Origin of the sequence: Mesorhizobium sp. Cs1321R2N1 (genome assembly GCF_037179725.1) — a bacterium.
Taxonomy (GTDB): domain Bacteria; phylum Pseudomonadota; class Alphaproteobacteria; order Rhizobiales; family Rhizobiaceae; genus Mesorhizobium; species Mesorhizobium salmacidum.
This window is the reverse complement of record NZ_JAPYKP010000039.1, coordinates 19,195-43,195: the sequence shown is the minus strand read 5'-3', so window position 1 is coordinate 43,195 and position 24,001 is coordinate 19,195. Positions and strand designations below refer to the sequence as shown.

Annotated in this window: 22 protein-coding genes and 1 tRNA gene; 15 read left to right on the top strand and 8 right to left on the bottom strand. The window is 62.4% G+C overall.

The genetic code is table 11. The features are described 5' to 3' along the window. Together O7A61_RS13115 and O7A61_RS13110 are read left to right on the top strand one after the other, a co-directional pair. On the top strand, window positions 1-672 hold a 672-nt coding region (locus O7A61_RS13115), incomplete at its 5' end, for a serine kinase (protein WP_337130148.1). Next, window positions 665-2,509 carry an ABC transporter ATP-binding protein gene (locus O7A61_RS13110; RefSeq protein WP_337130146.1) on the top strand — a complete coding sequence of 615 codons (1,845 nt, stop codon included), beginning with the start codon at window positions 665-667 and terminating at the stop codon, window positions 2,507-2,509. The genes O7A61_RS13115 and O7A61_RS13110, both read left to right, overlap by 8 nt. Window positions 2,510-2,532: 23 nt before the next feature. Here O7A61_RS13110 and O7A61_RS13105 read toward each other — a convergent pair whose 3' ends face one another. Beyond that, window positions 2,533-2,808, bottom strand: a complete 276-nt coding sequence (locus O7A61_RS13105) for an exopolysaccharide production repressor exox (protein WP_337104499.1) — start codon at window positions 2,806-2,808, stop codon at window positions 2,533-2,535. 600 nt (window positions 2,809-3,408) lie between these two features. Here O7A61_RS13105 and O7A61_RS13100 point away from each other — a divergent pair. Together O7A61_RS13100 and O7A61_RS13095 are read left to right on the top strand one after the other, a co-directional pair. Then, entirely contained in the window at window positions 3,409-4,086 is a 678-nt protein-coding gene (locus O7A61_RS13100; protein WP_337130145.1) for a sugar transferase, read from the top strand. A gap of 85 nt (window positions 4,087-4,171) precedes the next feature. Next, window positions 4,172-5,428: a polysaccharide biosynthesis/export family protein gene (locus tag O7A61_RS13095; protein WP_181165857.1), complete on the top strand. Its 1,257-nt coding sequence runs from the start codon at window positions 4,172-4,174 to the stop codon at window positions 5,426-5,428. 323 nt (window positions 5,429-5,751) lie between these two features. Here O7A61_RS13095 and O7A61_RS13090 read toward each other — a convergent pair whose 3' ends face one another. After that, window positions 5,752-7,050 carry an O-antigen ligase family protein gene (locus O7A61_RS13090; RefSeq protein WP_337130143.1) on the bottom strand — a complete coding sequence of 433 codons (1,299 nt, stop codon included), beginning with the start codon at window positions 7,048-7,050 and terminating at the stop codon, window positions 5,752-5,754. A gap of 323 nt (window positions 7,051-7,373) precedes the next feature. Here O7A61_RS13090 and O7A61_RS13085 point away from each other — a divergent pair, with 323 nt between their 5' ends. From O7A61_RS13085 to O7A61_RS13075, 3 genes are all read left to right on the top strand, one after another. Continuing rightward, a complete protein-coding gene (locus O7A61_RS13085) occupies window positions 7,374-8,126 on the top strand; it encodes an SDR family NAD(P)-dependent oxidoreductase (protein ID WP_027142850.1) in 753 nt (250 codons plus the stop codon). Between the two features lie 228 nt (window positions 8,127-8,354). Next, the gene (locus tag O7A61_RS13080; protein ID WP_337130141.1) at window positions 8,355-9,695 is read left to right on the top strand and encodes a glucoamylase family protein; all 1,341 of its coding nucleotides are present in this window, start codon (window positions 8,355-8,357) and stop codon (window positions 9,693-9,695) included. Further along, window positions 9,685-11,214, top strand: a complete 1,530-nt coding sequence (locus tag O7A61_RS13075; RefSeq protein WP_337130139.1) for a mercuric reductase — start codon at window positions 9,685-9,687, stop codon at window positions 11,212-11,214. The genes O7A61_RS13080 and O7A61_RS13075 overlap by 11 nt, the downstream gene beginning before the upstream one ends. A gap of 342 nt (window positions 11,215-11,556) precedes the next feature. Here O7A61_RS13075 and O7A61_RS13070 read toward each other — a convergent pair whose 3' ends face one another. Both O7A61_RS13070 and O7A61_RS13065 read right to left on the bottom strand, forming a co-directional pair. After that, complete coding sequence (locus O7A61_RS13070) at window positions 11,557-12,132, bottom strand: DUF1349 domain-containing protein (protein ID WP_337130138.1); 576 nt, start codon at window positions 12,130-12,132, stop codon at window positions 11,557-11,559. 64 nt (window positions 12,133-12,196) lie between these two features. Next, window positions 12,197-13,636, bottom strand: a complete 1,440-nt coding sequence (locus O7A61_RS13065) for an aldehyde dehydrogenase family protein (RefSeq protein ID WP_337104505.1) — start codon at window positions 13,634-13,636, stop codon at window positions 12,197-12,199. A gap of 274 nt (window positions 13,637-13,910) precedes the next feature. On the opposite strand from O7A61_RS13065, the gene O7A61_RS13060 reads away from it, so the two are divergent. Further along, entirely contained in the window at window positions 13,911-14,570 is a 660-nt protein-coding gene (locus O7A61_RS13060) for a TetR/AcrR family transcriptional regulator (RefSeq protein WP_337130136.1), read from the top strand. Window positions 14,571-14,643: 73 nt separating this feature from the next. Here O7A61_RS13060 and O7A61_RS13055 read toward each other — a convergent pair whose 3' ends face one another. Then, complete coding sequence (locus O7A61_RS13055) at window positions 14,644-15,129, bottom strand: hypothetical protein (RefSeq protein ID WP_337130135.1); 486 nt, start codon at window positions 15,127-15,129, stop codon at window positions 14,644-14,646. A 356-nt stretch (window positions 15,130-15,485) separates the two neighbouring features. Here O7A61_RS13055 and O7A61_RS13050 point away from each other — a divergent pair, with 356 nt between their 5' ends. The 4 genes from O7A61_RS13050 to O7A61_RS13035 are packed head-to-tail and all read left to right on the top strand — an operon-like array spanning window position 15,486 to window position 17,783. Then, entirely contained in the window at window positions 15,486-16,553 is a 1,068-nt protein-coding gene (locus O7A61_RS13050) for a GntR family transcriptional regulator (protein WP_337130134.1), read from the top strand. Then, a complete protein-coding gene (locus O7A61_RS13045) occupies window positions 16,499-17,218 on the top strand; it encodes a Crp/Fnr family transcriptional regulator (RefSeq protein ID WP_337130132.1) in 720 nt (239 codons plus the stop codon). Before O7A61_RS13050 ends, O7A61_RS13045 begins: the two co-directional genes overlap by 55 nt. Window positions 17,219-17,254: 36 nt before the next feature. After that, entirely contained in the window at window positions 17,255-17,548 is a 294-nt protein-coding gene (locus O7A61_RS13040) for a hypothetical protein (protein ID WP_337130130.1), read from the top strand. A 7-nt stretch (window positions 17,549-17,555) separates the two neighbouring features. Then, window positions 17,556-17,783, top strand: a complete 228-nt coding sequence (locus O7A61_RS13035) for a hypothetical protein (protein WP_337130128.1) — start codon at window positions 17,556-17,558, stop codon at window positions 17,781-17,783. A 158-nt stretch (window positions 17,784-17,941) separates the two neighbouring features. On the opposite strand, the gene O7A61_RS13030 is transcribed toward O7A61_RS13035, so the two are convergent. Further along, window positions 17,942-18,017: transfer RNA gene (locus O7A61_RS13030), tRNA-Ala, on the bottom strand. 172 nt (window positions 18,018-18,189) lie between these two features. Next, entirely contained in the window at window positions 18,190-18,579 is a 390-nt protein-coding gene (locus O7A61_RS13025) for a TIGR02300 family protein (RefSeq protein ID WP_337130127.1), read from the bottom strand. 206 nt (window positions 18,580-18,785) lie between these two features. Between O7A61_RS13025 and aroA the strand changes: the two genes are divergently transcribed. The 3 genes from aroA to rpsA all read left to right on the top strand — a co-directional run bounded on the left by aroA (window position 18,786) and on the right by rpsA (window position 22,940). Next, window positions 18,786-20,144 carry a 3-phosphoshikimate 1-carboxyvinyltransferase gene (gene aroA, locus O7A61_RS13020; protein ID WP_140746102.1) on the top strand — a complete coding sequence of 453 codons (1,359 nt, stop codon included), beginning with the start codon at window positions 18,786-18,788 and terminating at the stop codon, window positions 20,142-20,144. Between the two features lie 244 nt (window positions 20,145-20,388). Beyond that, window positions 20,389-21,039, top strand: coding sequence for a (d)CMP kinase (gene cmk / locus O7A61_RS13015; RefSeq protein WP_337130126.1), 651 nt, complete (start codon window positions 20,389-20,391; stop codon window positions 21,037-21,039). Window positions 21,040-21,242: 203 nt separating this feature from the next. Then, entirely contained in the window at window positions 21,243-22,940 is a 1,698-nt protein-coding gene (gene rpsA, locus O7A61_RS13010; RefSeq protein ID WP_008872513.1) for a 30S ribosomal protein S1, read from the top strand. A 184-nt stretch (window positions 22,941-23,124) separates the two neighbouring features. Here rpsA and O7A61_RS13005 read toward each other — a convergent pair whose 3' ends face one another. Further along, complete coding sequence (locus O7A61_RS13005) at window positions 23,125-23,832, bottom strand: SDR family NAD(P)-dependent oxidoreductase (RefSeq protein WP_027142833.1); 708 nt, start codon at window positions 23,830-23,832, stop codon at window positions 23,125-23,127. Between the last annotated feature and the right edge of the window lie 169 nt (window positions 23,833-24,001).

The following is a 24,001-nucleotide window of genomic DNA, read 5'->3' as shown; positions in this document are numbered from 1 at the left end:
CCGGCGCCCGGCGTCGACGACGCCTTGCTTGCCTTCCCGCTGCTGGGGCCGGTGCTGGCGCTGCTTCTGCACCAGCGCGGCCTGCTGGTTCTGCATGCCAGCGCCATTGCGATGACCGGCAGGGGCGCCATCTTCATGGGCGACAAGGGCGCCGGCAAATCGACGACGGCAAGCGCGTTGGTCCGGGCCGGACACGATCTGCTTACCGACGACGTCGTGGCGATCGACCTGGCAGACCCGAACCAACCGATGATCGTTCCGGGGTTTCCGCAGATCAAGCTTGCCGCCGATGCCGCGGCGGCGATCTCGCTTGGGCAGGCGCAAGTGCGGCCGCAAGTGCATCCCGCGATCGAGAAAATGCAGCATCGCCTGCACGGCGCCTTCTCCGGCAACAAGGTGCCGGCGGCCAGGATTTACATCCTCGAGCGCGGCGAAAGGGCTGGGATCACCGCCTTACCTCACATCGCCGCCTTGCCGGCCATCATCAAATTCTCCTACGTGACGCGGTTTGGCCGCGCCGCACTCTCCGGGGATTTCGCGGCGACGCATCTTCGCCACTGTTCAGCAATCGCTAACCATGTCGGCGTGTGCCGGCTGGACGTTCCGACGGGCATCGACAGGATCGGCGAGGCTGTAGCGCTGATCGAGAAGGAACTGGCTGGAGATGCGTAGGTCATCGGTCTTCAGCCTGTCGCTGTTTCGCGATGTCGCCGCGTTCGGTGCCGTCATTGCCCAGATCGGCGGGCGGCGAACCTGGACGGCGCTGTTGTTCCTGATCCTCGGCAGCCTGACGGAAGGCATCTCCATCCTGCTGCTGGTGCCGCTGCTGCATCTGGTCGGGCGCGCCGACCAGGATTTCGCGGTCAGGCTGCCGAACATTGATTTTGTGCGCTGGCTGGTGCCAGGCGGAACGCTGCAGCTGACCACGGTGCTCTGTGTGCTTGTCGGGCTTGTTGCCGTGCAGGCAGCCTTCAACCGCTTCAAGTCGGTCTATATGGCAAGGCTGCTCTTCGATTTCATCAACCGCTTGCGCATGAACCTGTTCGAGAGCATCGGCAGGGCGCGGTGGGGCGTGTTCACGCGCATGCGCGGCTCCGATCTCGACCATGCCCTGACCGGTGACATAGACCGCGTCCAGGGGGCGGCCTTTTCCCTGCTGATGCTGGTGCAGATCGCCGTGCTGCTGGCGGGCTATCTCGTGATTTCCATGTTCATTTCGCCGGTCATGACGGCGTTTGCCGTCGTCATCGGCATCGTGATGTTCATAGCGCTGCAGCCGTTCCGCTCGCGCGCCACCGCTTTCGGCCGGATCCTGACGACCAATCGCCAGGATCAGTACCGCACGGTCTCGGAATTTCTCGGCGGCATCAAGGTGGCCAAGAGCCTGAATGTCGAGGCCAGCTATTTCGCGCAGCTGCAGGCCACGCTCGAAAAGATGAAGGCCGACAACATCGCCTATGTCCGCAATTCTTCGATCGGCACCGCCGTGTTCCAGGTGGCGAGCGTCGTGGGCTTGAGCGTCTTCATCTACGTGGCGCTGGTCCGCTTCCACCTGTCGCTGGCCGAGATCGTCGTGCTGCTCCTGGTCTTCATGCGAATCGCGCCGCGCTTCATGGACATGCAGACGCAGGCCCAGCAGCTGCTGATCAACCTGCCCGCCTACACAGCAATGCGTAGCCTGCAGGCACGTTTCGACGCCGAGCGCGAACCGGGCCATATCGAACCCAGGGAAGCCCGCAAGCTGTCGCTCGATACGGGGCTGAACATTCGTGATGTCTCCTTCGCCTATGACGACGGCGCCGGCAAGGCGGTGGTGAGCGACATCACCTTCGGCCTCCCGGCCGGCAAGGTCACCGCTCTGATCGGCCCGTCCGGATCAGGCAAGAGCACGATCGCCGACATGCTGCTCGGGCTGCTCGAGCCGACCGCCGGCAAGATCCTCGTCGATGGCGTCGAGATCGATGCCGGCAATCGCCGCCGCTGGCGCGATCGGGTTGCCTATGTGCCGCAGGACGTGTTCCTGCTGCATGACACGATCGCGGCGAACCTGCGGCTTGCCGCCCCGCAGGCCGGCAACGACGAATTGTGGACGGCACTGCGCGCCGCGCACGCCGGCGAATTCGTCGAACGGCTCGACCGGGGACTGGAGACGGTGGTCGGCGACCGCGGCGTACGCCTCTCGGGCGGCGAGCGTCAGCGCATCGCGCTGGCGCGCGCGCTGCTGCGCAAACCCTCGCTGCTCATCCTGGATGAGGCAACAAGCGCGCTCGACTGGCAGAACCAGTCGCTTATCGCCCGGTCGATCGACGGCCTGCGCGGCGCGATGACGATCCTGACCATCGCGCACCGGCCATCGATGATCGCCTTCGCCGACTGGGTGGTGGCAATGGAAGGAGGCCGTGTCGTGGAAGTCGGGCAATATCAGCGGCTGAAGGCGAAGCCAGGGAGCCGGCTGTCCCGGATGCTGTCGGGAGAACAGTCGGAGACTGAACCCGCCGATGTGGCTTGAGGACGGTGATATCCCCGTGGGATCTAATGCAGGCCCCGCCGGGCGCTGCCAAGCTTCTCGCCCTTGGGCACTTCGGGGGAGTTCTGCTTTCTCTCGGCTTCGCGCAGCCTGTCGGCTGGTGTCGGCGCGCTACTGGCGATCATGGCATAAACAACCGCGAAATAACCGGCCTGGATGACCACGGCGCAGATGATGATGCGCATCAGTGTCGTGCCAAGCGAAGCCCCACCTAGCCAGGACCAGGCAACGACGATCGCGAGCGCGAACAGCATCCCAACGATGAATTTTGGAAGCGACATACCCAATAGCCCATAAACCGGCTCGGGTCATATCCAACGATAGCCCCACCCGAGCGCCGTCCCTTGTCATGCGGGCTTGTTGAGTCACCCGCTGCCGACCGGTTGCTTCCGGCCTTTCAACCTGTCGTCACTATGACAGGTATAATTTGCAATTCTATTAAGGCGAGCAGAAGGCGGCAAGGGCAACCGCACATATTTTTGATTGAGCTTACGCCTTCGACTCTGCCATGCTGCAACGCACACGATCGCAATTCACTCAACCTGCAGCCACCATAAGCTGCGAGTACAATCTATAATATTAAGCAGTATTTTAGGTGAATAGTTTCGAATATCGCATCTTCCTAAAGCACTGACATGCTCCGGACCCTCGCCCCGAGAACGCGTCGCCTAGGAATCGCCTCAAAAATGTCCTGATTTTTTTATCCTTGCCCATTTATTGTCACAAATGTGCTAAAGATTTCGAAATTTGTGCAGGGCGAGCTTATTATTTAGTCAATTCATGACGCGACTATTTCAAGAGGGTTGGAAATTGTGTGTTGCGCTGCAGCATTTTTTTGGTATCGTGCGGTAAACCATTCGTTCAACGCATGGAGTTTCCGTATGAGGGATATTGCCAAGTCGGCCACGGCGGACTTTTCGCAGGCCAACACCGACTTTCCGCCGCCGATCGGCGGCCTCATCAAGCGGAGCTTCGACATCGCTGGCTCGCTGGCTGGGCTGATCGCGCTCAGCCCCCTGTTCATCATGATAGCGTTGCTCGTCAAGTTCTCCGATGGCGGGTCGATTTTCTACGGTCACCGCCGAATCGGGCGCGGCGGACGGCTGTTCTCCTGCCTCAAGTTCCGCACCATGGTTCCGAACGGCGACAAGGTGCTGACTGCCTATCTTGCGACCAATCCAGAGGCCAATGCGGAATGGATAGCGACCCGCAAGCTGAAGAACGACCCACGCGTCACCCGCGTCGGAGCGGTCCTGCGCAAGCTCAGCCTCGATGAGTTGCCGCAGATCATCAACATCCTCCAGGGCGACATGAGCCTGGTCGGGCCTCGCCCGGTGGTCCGTGACGAACTGGAAATCTACGGCAGCGCGGCCGTCTATTATCTGAAGTCCCGGCCCGGCCTGACCGGCCTGTGGCAGGTCAGCGGCCGCAACGACGTTTCCTATGACAGCCGCGTCGCGTTCGATCGCCACTATGTCGAGAACTGGTCGCTGTTCGAGGACGTTCGCATCATCATCAGGACCGTACCGGCCGTCTGGATGTCACGCGGCTCTTATTGATCGGCCGGTCTGACCCAGGCATCCGGCGGCAAGCTCATCGGGCGATGGGGCTAAAACGGATCGGAATGTTCAGTTGAAGATAGACATGTTGGAAGCCTTTGGCAGCGGCCCATTTTCCGGCCGCTCGCGGCTCGTGGCGACGTGCCTTGCGATGTCGCTCGCTTTCCCCCAGCTGGCCGCCGCCGACGATTACCGTCTGGGTTCCCAGGACAAGCTCACCATCCGCATTGCCGAATGGCAGACCGTCGAAAGCGCGTTCCGCGACTGGTCGTCGGTCAATGGCCAATACACGGTCGGTCCGGCCGGCACATTGTCGGTGCCTTTCGTCGGCGAACTGCCGGCGGCCGGCAAGACCACGGCGGAGATCGCCGCGGCGATCGGCGAGGCGCTGCAGCATAAGCTCGCGTTGTCGGACAAGCCCGAAGCCTCGGTCGAAATGGCACAATTCCGGCCGTTTTACATTTCGGGCGAAGTGCAGAACCCCGGCCAATTTCCCTATGTGCCCGACCTTACGGTGCTGAAGGCGATCAGCGTCGCCGGCGGCATCAGGCGCAACGCCGACTACGGTCCCCAGCTCGGCAAGGACCTGGTCACAGCCAAGGGCAATTTCGATATCTCCGACGACCTGCGCGTGCGACTGATCGTCAAGCGCGCCCGCATCGACGCCGATATGGCTGGCAAGACGAGCTTCGAAGCGCCGAAGGAGGTCGAGGGCGATCCGCGGCTGCCGACCATCGTCAACGACGAGATGACGATCCTGACCGCCGACCAGAAGGCGCTGAAGCTGAAGCTCGAGGCGCTGGACGATCTCAAGGGTGTGCTGCAGGCCGAAATCGAATCGCTGCAGAAGAAGATCGTCAACCAGCAGAAGCAGGTCGACCTGGCGCAGCAACAGCTGACCAGCATCGGTCCGCTTGCCCAGAAGGGCCTGGTCGCCAATTCGAGACTTCTGGATTCTCAGCAGTCCGTTACCGACCTCCAGGGCAAGATCCTGGATTATGAGACGGCCATCCTCACCGCCAAGCAGGCTATCAGCAAGGCGACGCAGGACGCCATCGACGCCCAGAACACCTTGAGCTCGAAGCTTGCCGTCGACCGGCAGCAGACCGAAGCCGACCTGAACGAGGCCGCGCTGAAGGTGAATATGCAAAAAGGCCTGATAACCCAGGCCACGGATCCGGCGACGACGGCCGCCATCACCAACGACCAGCAGCCTAGCTTGCTCTATTCGCTGGTGCGCAATGTCGACGGCAAGACCAGCGAAATCGCCGCCAAGGAAGACACACCGGTGCTGCCTGGCGATGTGATCAAGATCAAGCTGGCACCGCTGGCCAGCCAGTAGGAAAGCGGAAGTTCGCGCGGCCCGTCGCGTTCGATCCATAACGCAAAGACTTTGAACCTCCGCCTGGCCTGCCGGGCGGAGGTTTTTGCTGGCAGGATTTCCTACACCGGGAAACCAGAACGGCTGTTGACGCGACACCGGGTGGAGAACCGTCTCACGTTCCTGTCCTGGAATGGCTCTGACCCGCTCCAGCTTTACCTAGGCTGTTGCTTGATGCATGCCGTTGTCGCAAAAACCGAGGTCACTTTTGCTCGACATGCATTAGCGCCGGACGGAAAACCGCTACGCACTTTTCCTGGAACGGCTCTAGCGGACCCTCATCGTTACTCGGCCGCCGCGGGACGGTGAGGCCAGGTTGCCTCTCCGCCCTTCGCATTCGCCGGCTCGATGGCGGGGGACCATCGCGTGCGGGTAACAGGCAGCCGCGCCAGCTTGAAGTAGCTGAAATACATCAGGAAGGAGCCCATGATGTAAGGGTTGAGGGTCTCGACCTCGACGAAGGAACGGATGAGCAGCAATACCATCACGCCGAAGAGAACCACCGATTCGGCTTGCCACCTCTTGAAGATCACCGCTGCGACGTGGCCATAGAGCGTGCGCAGCAAGATCAGCGATATCAGCACCGCCCCGGTGAAGCCGAGTTCGACAAGGGCCTCGACATAGGTGTTGTGGAAGTGGAAGCCGGTACGGCTGGCGATGTAGAATTCGTTCCAAAGCCGCTCGGGCTCGGCAAAACCCTGCACCCAATAGGCGGCATAGCCGACGCCGAGAATCGGCGAGCGCTGCGCGGCGTCCCAGCCCTGCTCCCACAGATAGGTCCGCCCTGTGAGCGTCGAATCCTTGCCGAAGATGCCAAGCACGAAATCCATGAGCCCGAGATTGAGGGCGACAATAGCCACCACGACGATCATGCCGGCGCCGATCAGGAAGATCACCCGGCGATAACGCCGCGACAAAAGCTTGCTCATCGCAAGAAGCGCAATAAGCGCCAGGACGGCCGGTATCGAGGCCATCGAGGTGGCGGAATGCGAGACGACCAGCACATAGGCCGACAACAGCACGACCGGCACGGTCAGCATGAAACTCAGCCGGCCACGCCGCAGAAAAGCAAGGAACACGACGGAGAAATAGATGCCGAGCGAGCCGACAAAACCGATCTGGTTCTTGGAAGCGAAGGCGCCGACGAAATTATAGGTGCCGTCGAGCACGTCCTCGGAATAGCCACCGACCTTCAGAGAATAGATCAGGACGAAGAATATGCCGACCAGGGCGCCTATCGTCAGGGTGCGCACGCTGACGGTGCGCGCCGCGACGTAGGCGCAGGCGATATGCGAAAAGTACTGGACCGCCGTTCTGGCGGTGACGCCGGGCGCCTGCGACCAGAACACGGAGAAGCAGACATAGGCCACGAAGAGCAGCGGCAGCCAGGCACTGGACAGTTGCCGCAGGAACCGGCGGTAGTCGACCAGGATGAGCGGAAGCCAGACGGCATAATAGGCCAGGATCAGCACCTGGCCGAAAATGACGGAATAGGAGAACGCCCAGATCGAGACGGCAACGGCAAAGCTGCCATAGACCGAATTCTTTTCGGGGTCGACGATCAGGGATTTGGGAATTTTCATCTAAAGGGTCCCGTCGACACGACCCGGGACCGGCAGGTCGCAAACCAGCCGGCATATCCGCAAACAAGGGCGTGCAAGAAACGGCGTCTCCATTGTGCAGTGCAATATAACCTATCGCACCCCATGCTCAATGGCAAATCCGGTCACCTTGTCTTACAGCGCGGCGATCGCCGAGAGATCACACCCCATAATCCGGCCGGTGTTGGCCCAGACGATCCGACCGCATACCGACTTGAACTCGGCTGGCGGTACCCTCACAGTCTCGAGTGGAAAGGCCATCACATAGATCGGCTTTCAGCCAGGATGGACAGGGAGGGGATCACATGCCGATGAATTTCGCTGGACGCTTCGCCGGCCGCGCGGCGGTGATTACCGGCGGCGCCTCGGGCATCGGCCTGGCGGTCGCGCAGAGGATCGTCGACGAAGGCGGGCGCGTCAGTGTCTGGGATCGCGATCCCGCACAGATCGAACAGGCGAAAGCCGTTATTCCCGGCCTGCATGGGGTGATGATGGACGTTGCGGATGCGGCAAGTGTGGAAGCTGCCGCACAATCGACTATCGAAGCCCTCGGCGGCGTCGACATACTGGTCACCAGCGCCGCCATCACCGGGCCGAATATGACGACCTGGTCCTATTCGGCCGAGGACTGGCAAAGGGTCATCGACATCAACCTCAACGGCGTCTTCTACTGCAACAAGGCGTTGGTGCCGCACATGCTCGAGCGCAACTATGGCCGCATCGTCAACATTGCCTCGATCGCCGGCAAGGAAGGCAATCCCAACGCTTCCGCCTACAGCACGTCGAAGGCGGCGGTGATCGGCCTGACCAAGTCGCTCGGCAAGGAGCTCGCCAAGACCAAGGTGACGGTCAATTGCGTGACGCCGGCCGCCGTGCGCACAGCGATCTTCAAGCAGATGAGCCAGGAGCACATCGACTTCATGCTGTCCAAGATACCGATGGCTCGCTTCGGCGAGGTCGAGGAGGTGGCGGCGCTGATCTCATGGATCGCCTCGGAGGAATGCTCGTTCACCACGGCCGCCGTGTTTGACGTTTCGGGCGGCCGCGCCACTTATTGAGCCGTATCGAGGCAGTTCCGAGTTGGCGCGAGCCAACTACAACTCCGCGTGACGAAGCAACGACTGGAGCTGGACAGGCTTATGGTAGCTGACGTCTCAATGAACGTGCCATAACAGGGAAATGCCATGACACGACGAGAGAGCCCGGCAGGTGCGAGGCCCCCGGCCACCGTGCCGGTGGCGTGCGATCAACGGGAGCCGCGATCATCATGTTGGAGTTTGCATCGTTTGCTTAGAGCAGATCCCGCCGCGCTGGCCGATGACGAGCTTCTGGACCGCTATCAACGCGCCGCCTTCGGCTATTTCCTGGAGAATGTGAACCCCGACAACGGGCTGGTCGCCGACACGTCGCGGCCCAATTCACCGTGCAGCATCGCCGTCGTCGGTTTCGCCCTGTCCTGCTATCCGATCGGCGTCGAACGTGGCTGGATAGCGCGCGACGCGGCTGCCAGGCTGACCCTTGCGGCGCTACGCTTCTTCCAGACCAGCACGCAAGGCAGTGGCCACGACGTCACCGGCCACAAGGGTTTTTACTACCACTTCCTCGACATGCGGACTGGTTTGCGCGTCTGGCGCTGCGAGCTGTCGATGGTCGACACCGCCTTGCTGATCGCCGGCATGCTGGTGGCGGGCGCCTATTTTTCCGGGGACAATGGCGATGAGGCCGAAATCCGCCAACTGGCCGAGGCGCTCTACAGGCGCGTCGACTGGCGATGGGCGCAAGGCAGCAGCCCGACGCTCCGCCAGGGCTGGAAGGCCAGGAGCGGCTTTCTGCACTATGGCTGGGAAGGCTACAACGAGGCGACGATCCTCTATGTGCTGTCCATGGCCTCACCGGACCACCCGAGTTCCGACGGCAGCTACGAGGCCTGGACGGCGACCTATCAATGGGAAAACATCTACGGCCACGACGTGCTCTATGGCGGGCCGCTGTTCATGCACCAGTTCTCACATGCCTGGATCGATTTCGCCGGCATCCGCGACGCTTTCATGCGCGAGAAGAATTCGGACTATTTCGAAAACAGCCGCCGCTCGACACACCTTCACCGCGATTACGCCCGGCACAATCCTTACGGCTTTGACGGCTATGGCGAGAACCTGTGGGGCCTTTCGGCAGGCGACGGACCAGGCGGCTTCCGCGCCAGCGTGGAGCGACGGCGCCACCGGTTTTCCGGTTATGCGGCACGCGGCGCGCCTTTCGGTCCGGATGACGGTACGATCGCGCCATGGTCCTATCCGGCGTCGCTGCCTTTCGCGCCGGATATCTGCCTGGCGGCGCTACGCCACCTCGTCGATCGTTACCCGGACGTGATCGACAATTTCCGGCTGCCGAGTGGTTTCAACCCGACATTGGCCAACCGGCGAAAATTCGGCCGCAACGGCTGGGTGTCGGAAGGCCATTACGGACTGGACCAGGGTATTGCGGTGATGATGATCGAAAACCACCGTTCCGGCCTGATCTGGGAGCTCATGCGCTCCAATCCCCATATCCGTCGCGGCTTGGGCAAGGCCGGCTTCACCGGCGGGTGGCTGTCGCGGCCGGCAACCGGGGGGCGCGATGTCAGGTGAACCGACGAGAGCCGCCGCCTTCCCCGTCGACCGCAACGACGTCGAACTGATCAGGGGCGCGCATCCCCCGCACTGGAAGAACCCGATCCCGAACGGCCCCTACAATCTCGTCGTCATCGGCGCCGGGCCGGCAGGGTTGACCGCCGCGCGTGACGCGGCGAGCCTTGGAGCGAAGGTCGCGCTGATCGAGCGTGGGCTGATCGGCGGCGCCTGCGTCAATGTCGGTAGCATTCCGTCGAAGTCGATCATCCGCACAGCCAGGCTTTATGCCGACATACGCGATGCCGAGAGTTTTGGCGGCGACCCGCCGGACCATCTTCGTGTCGATTTTCAACGGGCAATGACACGGATGCGGCAGATCCGGCAGCGGATCAGCCGTGCCGATTCTGCCGCGAGCCTGGTTTCGGAGGGAATCGATCTTTATTTCGGCGAGGCGCGATTTGCCGGACGCGATACGGTCACGGTCGCGGACAGCACGCTGCATTTCAAGAAGGCGCTGATTGCGACAGGCGCGCATCCGGCCTTCCCTGCCATTCCGGGACTGGTCGAAGCCGGTTATCTCAGCAACGAGACGATGTTCGACCTTACGCAATGCCCGCCGCGGCTCCTCGTCATCGGTGGTGGGCCGCTTGGCTGCGAGACGGCGCAGGCCTTCTGCCTGCTCGGCGCGAAAGTCATCCTGGCGCAGAGCGATCCGATGTTCCTGCCCGGCGAGGAACGCGACGCCGCGCAGATCCTTTCGGATGCGCTGGCGCGCGAGGGGGTGGAGGTGTGCCTGAACACCGAAGTGGTGGCGGTGCGCAGGGAAGGGGCAAACAAGTTCGCCGACCTGATGCGGGATGGCGACACGACGACGATTTCGGTGGACGAGATCATCACCGGCGTCGGCCGTTCACCCAATGTCGCGGGTCTCGACCTCGAAGAGGCTGGCGTGGCGTATGATGCCAGCGGCATCAAGGTGGATGATTATCTGCGAACCAGCAGCCCGCACATCTACGCGGCGGGCGACGTCTGCCTCGACTACAAGTTCACCCACACTGCCGAGGCAACGGCGCGCATTGTGGTGCGCAATGCCTTGTTTCGCGGCCGCGAAAGGCTCAGCGAACTCGTCGTTCCCTGGTGCACCTATACCGATCCGGAGATCGCCCATGTCGGTCTCTACCCCCTGGAGGCGCGCGGCAACGGCATTCCGGTCAAGACCTACACCGTGCTGATGCACGACGTCGCCCGTGCCGTGATGGACGGCGAGGAAGAAGGGTTCGTCAAGATCCACGTCAGGGAGGGATCCGACCGCATCCTGGGGGCGACGGTCGTCGCCAGCCATGCCGGCGAGATGATCAACACGGTGACCCTCGCCATCCGATCGGGCATGGGATTGCATGCGTTGGCCGATGTCATCCATCCTTTCCCGACACAGACGCAAGGCATCAAGATGGCGGGCGACGCCTACAGGCGGACACGGTTCACCTCCTTGCGCAGGCGCCTGGCGGCGCGCTGGCTGGCATGGTCCAGGCGATAACCCCAAGAACCACTGCGACAAGCTGATCGGTCTTTCGGCACAAGGTGCCGATCGATGTCGCTTAATGGAATTCCCAACGTACTGCCGCCGAAGCCGCGACCGACAGCGTCTATCCGACGATCCCCGAGGCCACCGTGCGGACGCTGCCGGATTGCCTGGTGTGGAGCTCGTCGAAAATCCCGAAAGGAACGACCGGATGCTGCTCGATTCGTGGCGCCTCCTTGCCAACGACCTCGGCATCCGGCCGGTCGGCCTGCCCAAGCTGGAAATCCTACACGTCCCGTTGTGGGGCGGCCGCCCGCCGAAGCTCCTCGCGCAGAGGCTCCAGATAGTTTGCGGGCGTCAGTCGTGCAGGTCCCGCGCAATCGGTGGGCCGACCGAAAATCCGGAGAACGTGACCTCGAAACCTTCACGCTGCGGCGAACAGCACATCATGCCGACATCGACCATCTTCGAGATCGGGAAATAGGCGAGCCGCACCGGCTTCCAATGACCGTCGGAAGCGTCGAGATACTGGACACGGATCGCTTCGCCGTGGCGGGTCAGGCGGATCCTGACGCCGTCCGGGCCAGCGGCGATGGCCACCAGCGACCAGTCCGAGGTGTCGTTGGTGACAACGACGGAGACATAGGCAAGGCCGTCGGTGTATTCGATGCCGGCCTTGATCCAGTGTGTTTCGCTCAGCCGGACCATCAGCCCGGCCTGGTCGTAAAGCACCTTGTAGTCGCCCTTGACGGTGACCTCGGCGGTGAAGTCGCCCTCGACCCGCCGAGACAGGAAGTGGCCGTTGTCGCGCCAGAAACCATAGAAGGTCTCGCGCCAGAAATCGGTCTCCTTGCCGGTGCGCACACGCACGCCATCACCTTCGACGGCGTGGTGCGGCGGCGGGTTGAGCCAGGTCAGGTCCTGCAACGTCATCGCTTGCACCGGTCCGGTTTCTGGTGAGGTAACGGCTCGCCGGCCGGTCAGCCGGCGCGCCAACTCATCCCGCGAACGTATAAGCGGTCTTTACCGTGGTGTAGAACTCCATGGCGTAGCGGCCCTGTTCGCGCGGGCCGAAGCTCGAGCCCTTGCGCCCGCCGAAGGGAACGTGGAAGTCCACACCCGCCGTCGGCAGGTTGACCATCACCATGCCGGCTTCGGAGTTGCGCTTGAAATGCGTGGCGTGCTTGAGGCTCGTGGTGCAGATGCCCGAGGTCAGGCCGAACGGCGTGTCGTTGGCGACGGCAAGCGCCTCGTCATAGTCCTGGACACGGATGACGCTGGCGACGGGGCCGAAAATCTCCTCGCGCGAACTGCGCATGGCATTGGTGGCCTCGGTCAGCAGCGCCGGCTTGAGATAGAAACCCGGCGTCTTGCGGTCGAGCCGCTCGCCGCCGAAGGCGAGCGTGGCGCCTTCCCGGACACCGATGGCGATATAGTCCTCGTCCTGCTTGAGCTGGGTCGCGTCGACAACCGGGCCGATCTGGGTCTGCGCGTCGAGCGCATCGCCGATCACCAGCTTTTCCATGCGCTCCTTGAGCGCGTCGACGAAACGGTCGTGGATGCCGTTGGTGACGATCAAACGCGACGAGGCCGTGCAGCGCTGGCCGGTCGAGAAGAAGGCGCCGTTCAGCGCGCAATCGACGGCGACCGCGAGATCGGCATCGTCGAGCACGACCAGCGGGTTCTTGCCGCCCATTTCGAGCTGAAACTTGCGCATGTGCTCGACACTTGCCGCGGCGACGCGCTTGCCGGTTCCCACCGAGCCGGTGAAGGAGATGGCGTTGACGTCGGGGCTGTCGAGCATTGCCTGGCCGACCACCGAGCCCTTGCCCATGACGAGGTTCAGCACGCCCTTGGGCAGGCCGGCGCGATGCAGGATGTCGACGATGGACCAGGCGCTCTCGGGAACGAGTTCGGCCGGCTTGAAGACGATGGTGTTGCCGTGAGCCAGCGCTGGAGCGATCTTCCAGGCGGGAATGGCGATGGGGAAATTCCATGGCGTGATGATGCCGACCACGCCGACCGCTTCGCGCGTGATCTCGACGCCGACGCCCGGCCGCACGCTTGGCACCACCTCTCCCGACAGGCGCAATGTTTCGCCGGCAAAGAAATCGAATATCTGGGCGGCGCGAATGGTCTCGCCAATGCCCTCGGCCAGCGTCTTGCCTTCCTCGCGCGCAAGATTGCGGCCGAGTTCGTCCTTGCGCGCCATGATCTCGTCGGCCGCCTTTTTCAGCACCGCATGACGGGCCAGCGGACCGGAGCGCGACCACGCCGTAAACGCCGCCTTGGCCGCCGCTATCGCCTGGCCCGCCTGTTCGACGCCCGCCGAGGCATATTCGCCGACGACGTCGCCGGTATCCGAAGGGTTGATGTTGCGGGACCCGGCATCGCCGACCCATTCGCCATCGATGAGGTTCTTTCGAAACGCTGTCATGTCCTTGCCTTCCTGCTTGCTGGCCGCGCGGCCGCATCTGTCTGAAGTGGTATTTGCCAGACAATTGCGCTGCGGGAAAGCACGCACTGGGCTGGAAGGCCGCGACAAAAGTCCCGGGCCCGCGCTCATGCCTTCGGTGCAGCGGCGACAGTGCCGCGTCGACACCAATCCGGCTAACATCGGTGGATAGCGCTCCGGGTCAAGGTTGAATTGCCCTGTACAGATATGTCCACGACCTTGATTTGCCCGATGCGGCGTGTCAAGCGTCGTGCTGATGGCAGCACCCGAGACGACGATCCAGCGTGCCGGCGCCACCGGCAACACCAAGGCCACTCGGGACGACTGGCTGAAGCTCGCGCTTGAAACCCTGATCTCGGATGGCGTCGAACGCGTCCGTGTGCTGACGCTAGGCCAGCAGCTCGACGTCTCGCGCTCGAGCTTCTATTGGTATTTCAAGAGCCGCCAGGACCTGCTCGACCAGTTGCTGGACCACTGGCGACAGACCAATACCCGATTCATCGTCGAGCGCGCCCAACGCCCTTCCGCGACTGTCATTCGCGGGGTGATGAGCATTTTCGAATGCTGGGTGGACGAAAAGCTGTTCGACCCCCGGCTGGATTTCGCGATCCGGGCCTGGGCGCGCCGCTCCCCGACCACCCGGCGTGCGCTCGATGAGGCCGACGAAGAACGCGTTAATGCCATACGCGACATGTTCTTGCGTCATGGCTATGAGGAGGAAGACGCGTTCGTGCGCGCTCGCGTGCTCTATTTCATGCAGATCGGCTACTATTCGCTGGAACTCAACGAGCCGATGAGCAGCCGCCTGCCGCATGTTGCCGCCTATCTGCGCAGCTTCACCGGCCGAGAGCCCTCGCCCAAGGATATCGAGGATTTCTCGCGCTACGTCGAGAAGACCGTCCCCCGCACCCGGTAGCCATCCCCTGGAAGCAAGCTGCGCATCCATGTCGGCAACATCGCCGCCGAAAATTAGCCAGCGCTGATCATGCTCAAAGCGTAAACGACCAGAACAGGCAGGCCAGCGTCGCGGCGGCAAAGATCACGAAGAACAGGCTGCGCAGCAGCACGTTGCGGCGCAACTCGTTCATGACGAAATGGCAGCCGATGATCACGGCCGCAAAAAGGAAGCGCCAGTTCAACACCGTCCACAAGACATCCCGCTGACCGAACGCCCACCTGGCGACGAGGCAGCCAAGGATGGCCGCGAACAGCACGATGACGGTCCAGAAGACCGCGTCCGCGGCGTTGGTCAGGACAATGCTGGCTGCCCTGATCGGCAGGATCATCATCAGCAGGGCGCTGAAGAAATAGACCGCTGCAAGTGGAATGAACGTGCCGGCATCGGCGATGCCGTCTAGCCGTCTCACACCGATCGCTCCATAGGGATAACCGTGCCTTGCCACCGCCAGGCTCAGCGCCATGAGCAAGGCGGTCAGCACCGCGACCAATGCGAAGGATGTGAGGGCTTTGCTCATGATGTTCCTGTCTCGGGCGAATCAGACGGGAACTGATGTAACCGATGGTCGTAAATTGCGGGTAAGCTTTCACCCGGGATAACCGACAGGGGCGAAGCCACTTAGCTCGACGGTGCCGCTCGTCCCGGCCGCCGGTGATAAATCAGCTTCAGGCGTGCAGCGGCGGATTTTCACCGTTGAGGAAATATTTGCCGAGGATCGAATATTTCCAGCGCACCGGATGCGTGCAGCGTGTGCGTGCGGGCGTTGCGCCAGCGTCGAGCGTGCCGGCCAGTCCGCGTCGACCGAGGCTCCCATTCCGATTTACATTCTAATATAATCTGACCATTCCCGGTGAACGAAGCTATGGATTTGCCATGGACCTGGACCCTTCGACCCTCAATCGGGCGCTGCCGCTCCGCGATCAGATCTATCAGAAGATCCGCAACCTGATCGTCGTCGGACAGATGAAGCCGGGGGAAGTGATCAACGAGGTGGCTATCGCGGAGGCGCTCGGCGTCTCGCGCACGCCGGTGCGGGAAGCGGTCAAGCGCATCAGCGACGAAGGCCTGGTCAATATCCTGGCGCAGACCGGCACCTATGTCGCGCCGATCAGCCGCGCCGATCTCGAGGAAGCCTATGTCATCCGCCGGGCCCTGGAGATGGAGAGCGCCAGGCGCGCGGCCGTCAAGCTCACGCCGGCGTCCGCCGAACTGCTGGAGGACAATATGGCGGCGCACAAGCTTGCCATATCGCGCGGCAGATACGCGACCGCGATCCAGCTCGACGATGTCTTCCATCGCACTATTGCCGAAATCTGCGGCCTGCCGATGATCTGGCGGGCGGTCGACATCTCGAAGGCGCAGATGGACCGCGGCCGTTACCTCGCCATTCCAAAGCCCGGCTATGGCGAACAGACGATCGAGCAGCACGAAGCCATTCTCGACGCCCTGAAGCGACACGATGCCGAGGCGCGGCACAGGCGATGGAAAACCATCTCGAGACGTCGTTCCGCAACACGCTCGAAGTCGCCGCCGACCTTCTCGGCTGAAAACCCGCGACCGGGCACGATCCTGATGAGCGCCATTGCCGGCATCGACCAGGCGCTGTGGGACATCAAGGGCAAGGAGCGAGCCAGGAAGGCCACCGCTGGCGCAACCCGATCTGGCGCCACAAGGAGGGCTCCTTCGCCGAGTGGTGATGGGACGGGGCCCAAAGCCGCTCCTTCGTTCCGTCGAGAAAGAATGGCGTTCCGTCGCAGGAAGAATGGTCTTGGGCTGGCCTCGCCCGACGCGGGCGCAATCGTTTGCCAAGCCCGCATATGGAGCGTAGACTCAAGCATCGGCCGCCCTTTAGTCCGGATGCAGCCGACAGTGAGAGGGATGCGCTCTTGCCCGTCGGGAGAAGAGCTATGCTTCAATCCACTTTTCGCAACCATGTTTTGAATACCCTCACGCCTGAGGATTTCGCGCTTTTACGGCCATCGATGCATCACGTCGAACTGGCCATCAAAGCCCGGCTGGAGATCGCATATCAGCCGATCGAGCACGTCTATTTCCCCGAGACCGGTATCGCATCGGTGGTCGCCACCATGACCGGAGGGCGGCAAAGCGAAGTCGGCATCATCGGCCGCCATGGCATGACCGGTGTTGCGGTCGTTCTCGGCCAGGACCGGTCTCCCAACGAAACTTACATTCAACTCGCCAGCATTGCTTGGTGTCTGCCGGCTGAACATCTTCGCATTGCGATTGCCGAAAGCCAGACCCTTCAGCCGTCACTGCTTCGGCACGCCCACGCGTTCCTGATCCAGTCATCCCGCACGGCGCTGGTCAACAGCCAATCGAAAATCGAGGAACGGCTGGCCCGCTGGTTGCTCATGGTCGACGACCTCATCGAAGGAGACAAAATCTACCTGACGCATGAACTTCTGGCGACCATGCTTGGTTCCCGACGCCCCGGCGTCACCACGGCTCTCCAGATGCTTGAATACCGAGGGCTGGTCCACGCCAAGCGTGGCGAGATCACGATCGTCGACCGCACCGGAATGATAAAACTCACGGACGGCGCATATGGCGAGGAGGAGCAGCGTCACTTCGGAATCGCCGGCTGACTGTCCGGAATCGGACAGAGCCTTGAAGACCGCCACATGTTGGTCGAAAGTAGCATTGGCTTGGATTTCAGGGAGGCATTCTTGATGACCAACACGTTTCACACCATCACGGTGGAAGGAGCGGCCGAAGCCTATGTCCTTTCCAGGGGCAAGGCCCGCTTTCTCTCCATTGCACAAGCAATCCGCGCCATCCGAACACTTATGCCGGCATGCAAGGCCACCGATCACGAATTGGAGGAAATGCTGGCGGCGGCCTGCATCGCTCACATGGTGCCCGTCGCTTTCGACGCAGCCGAGCCAGACGGCTCAGCACCGCGTCTCCATTCGTAGGCCGGAGATGTCCGCGCTGGCGCAGAGGACTGTTTCCCCGAACGTTCGCCAGGCCATTGTCCGCTACCTGATCGACAATGTTGACAGCCCCAGCGTTTCGCTATCGGAAATTATCCGCGCCGTGAGAAAGATGTTTCCGCTTTGCGAGCTCACGGATTGGGAACTTGGCGACCACATAGCGCGAAGCGCGATCGATGCGGGATTTGCCATCGAATTCGACGCCGACGTTCCGTGACCGTTCGAGCTCGGTCGTCCCTGATTTGTTGAATGGGCATCCGGATGCGCAACCCAAGTCAGACGTCACCGCGAAGCTGGAGACGTCACGCCAGATCAGTACATTTCAAAGCAATACCTTGAAATCAAAGGGTTGTCTTAAACACCCCGGAGACTGTTTGGTGGAGCCAATCGGGATCGAACCGACGACCTCTTGAATGCCATTCAAGCGCTCTCCCAACTGAGCTATGGCCCCACTCCCGGCAGTCAGCCGGCGCCGTTTCCGGCGAGAGATCGGCGCGGGTTGGAAGACCGCGCCGTTAGTGCAGGCGGCTTCTAACCCCGCCTTTCCCAGATATCAAGCCTTCATCGGCGGCTTTTTCTTCACAGGCCGTGAAAGCCGGCAAAGGCTCGCGTTCGAGACCTTGTCAGACCTCGTCGTCGTCGTCGCCCACGCCGATCATGTCGGAAACGTCGTCTTCTTCTTCCTCTTCGTCGGCGAGGAAGGTGTCATCCTCGTCGTCGCCCAGGTCGACGTCATCTTCGTCGTCCCCGAGATCGGGAAGATCGTCGCTCTTGGCATCGTCTTCCGCCTCTTCGAGCGAGACGACCTCGACGCCCTCTTCGTCCTCGGCGTCCACTTCCTTCTCGGCTACTTCCTCCTCCTCCTCGACGGCGGCGCTCTTGCCTTCATCGAAATAGGAACGTGGATAGCTCTTGCCGGTATAGGGCGAGACGATCGGGTCCTTGTTCAGGTCGTAGAATTTCCGGCCCGTTTCAGGGTCGATGCGTTTTGTGCCAAGTTCGGTTTTTACCACGGCCAAGCCTCGTCAATAAAAGAGTGGTCCCCTTAACCACAGTTTGAAGCGCTGTCAAAGCGAAAAGCCGGCGTCACAAAACCAAGCATTGAAAGGCCTCGCGCCAAGTGACGACCATGGGGATGACCATTTCGCCTCGCCGTGATACGAGACCGCCGCAACAAATGAAAAGCGCCGGTCAGCCGGCATCCGTCCAGGGAAATTCCATGTCTCACGCCGCCGCTGCCAAGCCGGCCACCGCCCGCAAGTCACCAGCCCTCTCCGGCACGGCCCGCGTGCCGGGCGACAAGTCGATCTCGCACCGCTCCTTCATGTTCGGAGGGCTCGCCTCCGGCGAAACCCGCATCACCGGCCTGCTCGAGGGCGAGGACGTGATGCGCACGGGGGCGGCCATGAAGGCGATGGGCGCGCATATAGAGAAGCACGGCGCCGAATGGGTGATCCGCGGTACCGGCAACGGCGCGCTGCTGCAGCCGGAAGGACCGCTCGACTTCGGCAATGCCGGCACCGGCTCGCGGCTGACCATGGGCCTTGTCGGCACCTATGACATGGAGACGACCTTCATCGGCGATGCTTCGCTATCCGGTCGGCCGATGGGGCGCGTGCTTGAACCCTTGCGCCAGATGGGCGTGCAGGTGCTCAAAGCCACGCCGGGCGACCGCATGCCGATCACGCTTCACGGGCCCAAGCACGCGGCACCGATCACCTACCGCGTGCCGATGGCCTCGGCGCAGGTGAAGTCGGCGGTGCTGCTGGCCGGGCTGAACACGCCAGGCATCACCACGGTGATCGAACCTGTGATGACGCGCGACCATACCGAAAAGATGCTGAAAGGGTTTGGCGCCAACCTGTCGGTCGAGACCGACGAGCGCGGCGTGCGCCACATCTTCATCGAAGGCCAGGGCAAGCTGACCGGCCAGACCATCGCGGTGCCGGGCGACCCTTCATCGGCGGGTTTCCCGCTGGTGGCGGCGCTGATCGTGCCGGGCTCGGACATCACGATCGAAAATGTGCTGATGAACCCCACCCGCACCGGCCTGCTTCTCACGCTGCAGGAGATGGGCGGCCAGATCGACATCTTGAACCCGCGCAATGCCGGCGGCGAGGACGTCGCCGACCTGCGCGTGCGCTACTCCGAACTGAAAGGTGTCACCGTGCCTCCCGAGCGGGCGCCGTCGATGATCGACGAGTATCCGGTGCTGGCCGTTGCCGCCAGCTTCGCCGAGGGCGAGACGCTGATGCAAGGGCTGGAAGAACTGCGGGTGAAGGAGTCCGACCGGCTCTCGGCCGTGGCCACCGGGTTGAAGCTCAACGGCGTCGACTGCACCGAGAGCGAAGCTTCGCTTGCCGTGCGCGGCAAGCCGGGCGGCAAGGGTCTGGGCGGTCATCCCAACGGGCGGGACACGACCGTTGAGACCCATCTCGACCACCGCATCGCCATGAGCTTTCTGGTGATGGGACTGGCGACGGAGAAGCCGGTGACGATCGACGACCAGGCGATGATCGCGACGAGCTTTCCGGAGTTCATGGGGTTGATGAAGGGACTTGGCGCGGAGATTGGGTAGCGACTGATGGGTTGGAGCCAAACCGAGATGCTGGCGGGACAGCGCCCCCCTCTGTCCTGCCGGACATCTCCCCCACAAGGGGGGAGATTGGCAGCTCTGGCGCTCCGCTCAATCCTGCAACGCCGACAATTGGCGAAAGCCGCGATTACGGCCGATCTCCCCCCTCGTAGGGGAGATGTCCGGCAGGACAGAGGGGGCGCGAAGGATCGCTACCTCTGACTGAATCGATCATGGTGACCAGCCAATGACTGCTACCTTCACCATCGCCATCGACGGCCCCGCCGGCGCCGGCAAGGGGACGCTCGCCCGGCGCCTTGCCGACCACTACCGGCTGAACCTGCTCGACACCGGCCTCACTTACCGCGCGGTGGCGTACGCACTGTTACGGCTTGGTTTGCCGCTCGACAATGTCTCGGCGGCCGAGACCGCTGCCCGCCAGGTCGACCTGGCAAAACTCGACCGGGCGGTGCTGTCGGCGCATGCGGTTGGCGAAGCGGCTTCGAAGATCGCGGTTTTCCCGACCGTGCGCCGCATCCTGGTCGAAAAGCAGCGCGACTTCGCCAGGACGCCGCCGGGTGCGGTGCTTGACGGCCGCGACATCGGCACCGTCGTATGCCCCGACGCCGACATAAAGCTCTACGTGACGGCCAGCGCCGAAGTGCGGGCACAACGGCGGCTGGCCGAGATCGAAAGCATCGGCGGCACGGCCAATTTCGCCGAAATCCTTGCCGATATCCAACGCCGCGACGAGCGCGACATGGGCCGAACCGACTCGCCCTTGAAGCCGGCCGCCGACGCGCACTTGCTTGATACCAGCGAAATGGCTATAGAAGCCGCGTTTCTCGCGGCCATGTCTGTCATCGACGACGTGCTGGCCAAGAGAAACAAGGCCTGATCCGGGTTTCATGCTGCTTCCGATTGCCGGAGGCGAAGAAAATACCCATATCGGGCACGAACCAGCCTGCCAGCATTCTTCATGCGCCGGAATTGCCGCTCAAAAGCGGCCCAGGGCTTTTAGCCCGGAACGCCGGCAGGCCAACGAAACGCTAACCCACGGCGCCCGTTCCGCTTGAGATGCGGGGCACTCCAGGAGAAACAATGTCAGCTGCAAATCCCACTCGCGATGATTTCGCGAGCCTGCTCGAAGAATCATTCACCGCCGGCCACTCCGGCGAAGGTCAGGTCGTCAAGGGCACGATCACCGCGATCGAAAAGGACATGGCCATCATCGACGTCGGCCTCAAGGTCGAAGGCCGCGTGCCGCTGAAGGAATTCGGCGTCAAGGGCAAGGACACCACCCTCAAGGTCGGTGACACCGTCGAAGTTTATGTCGAGCGCATCGAGAACGCGCTTGGCGAAGCGATGCTTTCGCGTGAGAAGGCCCGCCGCGAAGAGAGCTGGGTCCGTCTCGAAGAGAAGTTCACCAAGGGTGAGCGCGTTGAAGGCGTCATCTTCAACCAGGTCAAGGGCGGCTTCACCGTCGACCTCGACGGCGCCGTGGCCTTCCTGCCGCGCAGCCAGGTCGATATCCGCCCGATCCGCGACGTTTCCCCGCTGATGCACAACCCGCAGCCCTTCGAGATCCTCAAGATGGATCGCCGCCGCGGCAACATCGTGGTGTCGCGCCGCACCGTGCTCGAGGAGAGCCGCGCCGAACAGCGTTCGGAAATCGTGCAGAACCTCGAAGAAGGCCAGGTGGTCGAAGGCGTCGTCAAGAACATCACCGACTACGGTGCGTTCGTCGACCTCGGCGGCATCGATGGCCTGCTGCACGTCACCGACATGGCCTGGCGCCGCGTCAACCATCCGACCGAAATCCTCAACATCGGTCAGACGGTCAAGGTGCAGATCATCCGCATCAACCAGGAAACCCACCGCATCTCGCTCGGCATGAAGCAGCTCGAGAGCGATCCGTGGTCCGAGATCGGCACCAAGTTCCCGATCGGCAAGAAGATCAAGGGCACCGTCACCAACATCACCGACTACGGCGCGTTCGTCGAGCTGGAGCCGGGCATCGAGGGTCTCATCCACGTTTCGGAAATGTCGTGGACAAAGAAGAACGTGCACCCCGGCAAGATCCTGTCGACGACGCAGGAAGTCGATGTGGTGGTGCTCGAGGTCGATCCGGCCAAGCGCCGCATCTCGCTCGGCCTCAAGCAAACGCTCGAGAATCCGTGGCAGGCTTTCGCCTCCAGCCATCCGGTCGGCAGCCAGGTCGAGGGCGAGGTCAAGAACAAGACCGAGTTCGGCCTGTTCATCGGCCTCGAAGGCGACGTGGACGGCATGGTGCACCTCTCCGATCTCGATTGGACCCGTCCGGGCGAGCAGGTCATCGAAGAGTACAATCGCGGCGACATGGTCAAGGCGCAGGTGCTCGACGTCGACATCGACAAGGAGCGCATCTCGCTCGGCATCAAGCAGCTGGCCAAGGACACGGTCGGCGAAGCAGCGACGAGCGGAGAACTGCGCAAGAACGCGGTCGTCACCTGCGAAGTCATCGGCGTCAAGGATGGCGGTCTGGAAGTGCGGCTGGTCGACAGCGGCATCGAGACCTTCATCAAGCGCTCCGATCTCAGCCGCGATCGCGACGAGCAGCGCCCCGAGCGCTTCACCGTCGGCCAGAAGGTCGACGCCCGCGTCATCGCCTTCGACAAGAAGACCCGCAAGCTGCAGGTCTCGATCAAGGCGCTGGAAATCGCCGAAGAGAAGGAAGCGGTCGCCCAGTACGGCTCGACCGACTCCGGCGCTTCGCTGGGCGATATCCTGGGTGCCGCGCTGAAGAAGCAGGGCAGCTAAGCTCTTCTCGCAGCCTTGAAAACAAAACCCCGCCGGATCGCTCCGGCGGGGTTTTTCTTTGACGAATGCTGTCGGAGGCCAGCTACAGCATGTCGCGGCGACTAGGATTCGCCCGACCGGCTGTAAGCTTCTGATTTTTGCATGTCGTTGTCCCGGAACCGAGGACACTTCCGGGCGACATGCATTAAGCGCGTCCGTAAAGCGGCACCAGCGTTCCGCTCATCGCCTGGTTGGTGGGCGAGGCGAGATAGGCGATTGCTTCAGCCGCCGCTTCGAGGCTGACCCATTTGGTGAAATCGGCATCCGGCATGTCGGCGCGGTTTGCCGGCGTGTCGAGCGTCGAGGGGGCCACGGCATTGACCAGGATGCCATTGGCCTTGAGCTCTTCCGCCATTGCCACCGTCATGGCGGCCACCGCCGCCTTGCTGGCCGTGTAGGCGACCATCCCGGCGCCGCGCCTGGGGTCGAGCCCGGCGCGCGCGGTGACATTGACGATGCGGCCGGCAGAGCCCGACGCCAGCATCGAGCGGATAGCCGCGCGGCTGCACAGGAAGGTGGTGCGGGCGTTGGTGTCCATCATCTCGGCAAAGGATGCCGATTCGATCTTTTCCACCGGTGCCTTGGCAAAGCCGCCCGCCAGATGGATCGATCCCCACAAGGCGGGGACCTGGGAATAGAAGGCTTCGACCTTGGCGGAGTCCGACAGGTCGACATTGTGCGCCAGCTTCACATTGTCATGCGCGGTGAAGGGGAAATGTGAAGGCGCGGCGGCGTGCGCGTTCGGCACATGGCAGATCGCGCCCTGCTCCAGCAGTCTGCCGACCACCGCCCCACCGAGCGCGCCGGTTCCACCGGTCACAACGATATGCCTGCCTTCAAGTGTTTCCATTATCCTGGACCGCTCCTGTCATTTTTATGACTTTTGTCGTTGGTTTGCCGCGCCGACGCGAAGCGTCGCGCCTTTCAGCCGATCACTCAACCGATATCTCGACATGGCAGCCGTCACGTCTTTGCATGCGTCAGGACATCGTCGAATAGCGAAGCCACCCGGAAGCAGCCCA

Coding starts and splice junctions, on each gene's coding strand:
- O7A61_RS13070 (WP_337130138.1), bottom strand. CDS start 12,132: ATGACGTTGCAGGACCTGACCTGGCTCAACCCGCCGCCGCACCACGCC.
- O7A61_RS13105 (WP_337104499.1), bottom strand. CDS start 2,808: ATGTCGCTTCCAAAATTCATCGTTGGGATGCTGTTCGCGCTCGCGATC.
- O7A61_RS13110 (WP_337130146.1), top strand. CDS start 665: ATGCGTAGGTCATCGGTCTTCAGCCTGTCGCTGTTTCGCGATGTCGCC.
- O7A61_RS13040 (WP_337130130.1), top strand. CDS start 17,255: ATGTTGGTCGAAAGTAGCATTGGCTTGGATTTCAGGGAGGCATTCTTG.
- O7A61_RS13035 (WP_337130128.1), top strand. CDS start 17,556: ATGTCCGCGCTGGCGCAGAGGACTGTTTCCCCGAACGTTCGCCAGGCC.
- aroA (WP_140746102.1), top strand. CDS start 18,786: ATGTCTCACGCCGCCGCTGCCAAGCCGGCCACCGCCCGCAAGTCACCA.
- O7A61_RS13065 (WP_337104505.1), bottom strand. CDS start 13,636: ATGACAGCGTTTCGAAAGAACCTCATCGATGGCGAATGGGTCGGCGAT.
- O7A61_RS13100 (WP_337130145.1), top strand. CDS start 3,409: ATGAGGGATATTGCCAAGTCGGCCACGGCGGACTTTTCGCAGGCCAAC.
- O7A61_RS13055 (WP_337130135.1), bottom strand. CDS start 15,129: ATGAGCAAAGCCCTCACATCCTTCGCATTGGTCGCGGTGCTGACCGCC.
- O7A61_RS13060 (WP_337130136.1), top strand. CDS start 13,911: ATGGCAGCACCCGAGACGACGATCCAGCGTGCCGGCGCCACCGGCAAC.
- O7A61_RS13085 (WP_027142850.1), top strand. CDS start 7,374: ATGCCGATGAATTTCGCTGGACGCTTCGCCGGCCGCGCGGCGGTGATT.
- cmk (WP_337130126.1), top strand. CDS start 20,389: ATGACTGCTACCTTCACCATCGCCATCGACGGCCCCGCCGGCGCCGGC.
- O7A61_RS13095 (WP_181165857.1), top strand. CDS start 4,172: ATGTTGGAAGCCTTTGGCAGCGGCCCATTTTCCGGCCGCTCGCGGCTC.
- rpsA (WP_008872513.1), top strand. CDS start 21,243: ATGTCAGCTGCAAATCCCACTCGCGATGATTTCGCGAGCCTGCTCGAA.
- O7A61_RS13090 (WP_337130143.1), bottom strand. CDS start 7,050: ATGAAAATTCCCAAATCCCTGATCGTCGACCCCGAAAAGAATTCGGTC.
- O7A61_RS13075 (WP_337130139.1), top strand. CDS start 9,685: ATGTCAGGTGAACCGACGAGAGCCGCCGCCTTCCCCGTCGACCGCAAC.
- O7A61_RS13050 (WP_337130134.1), top strand. CDS start 15,486: ATGGACCTGGACCCTTCGACCCTCAATCGGGCGCTGCCGCTCCGCGAT.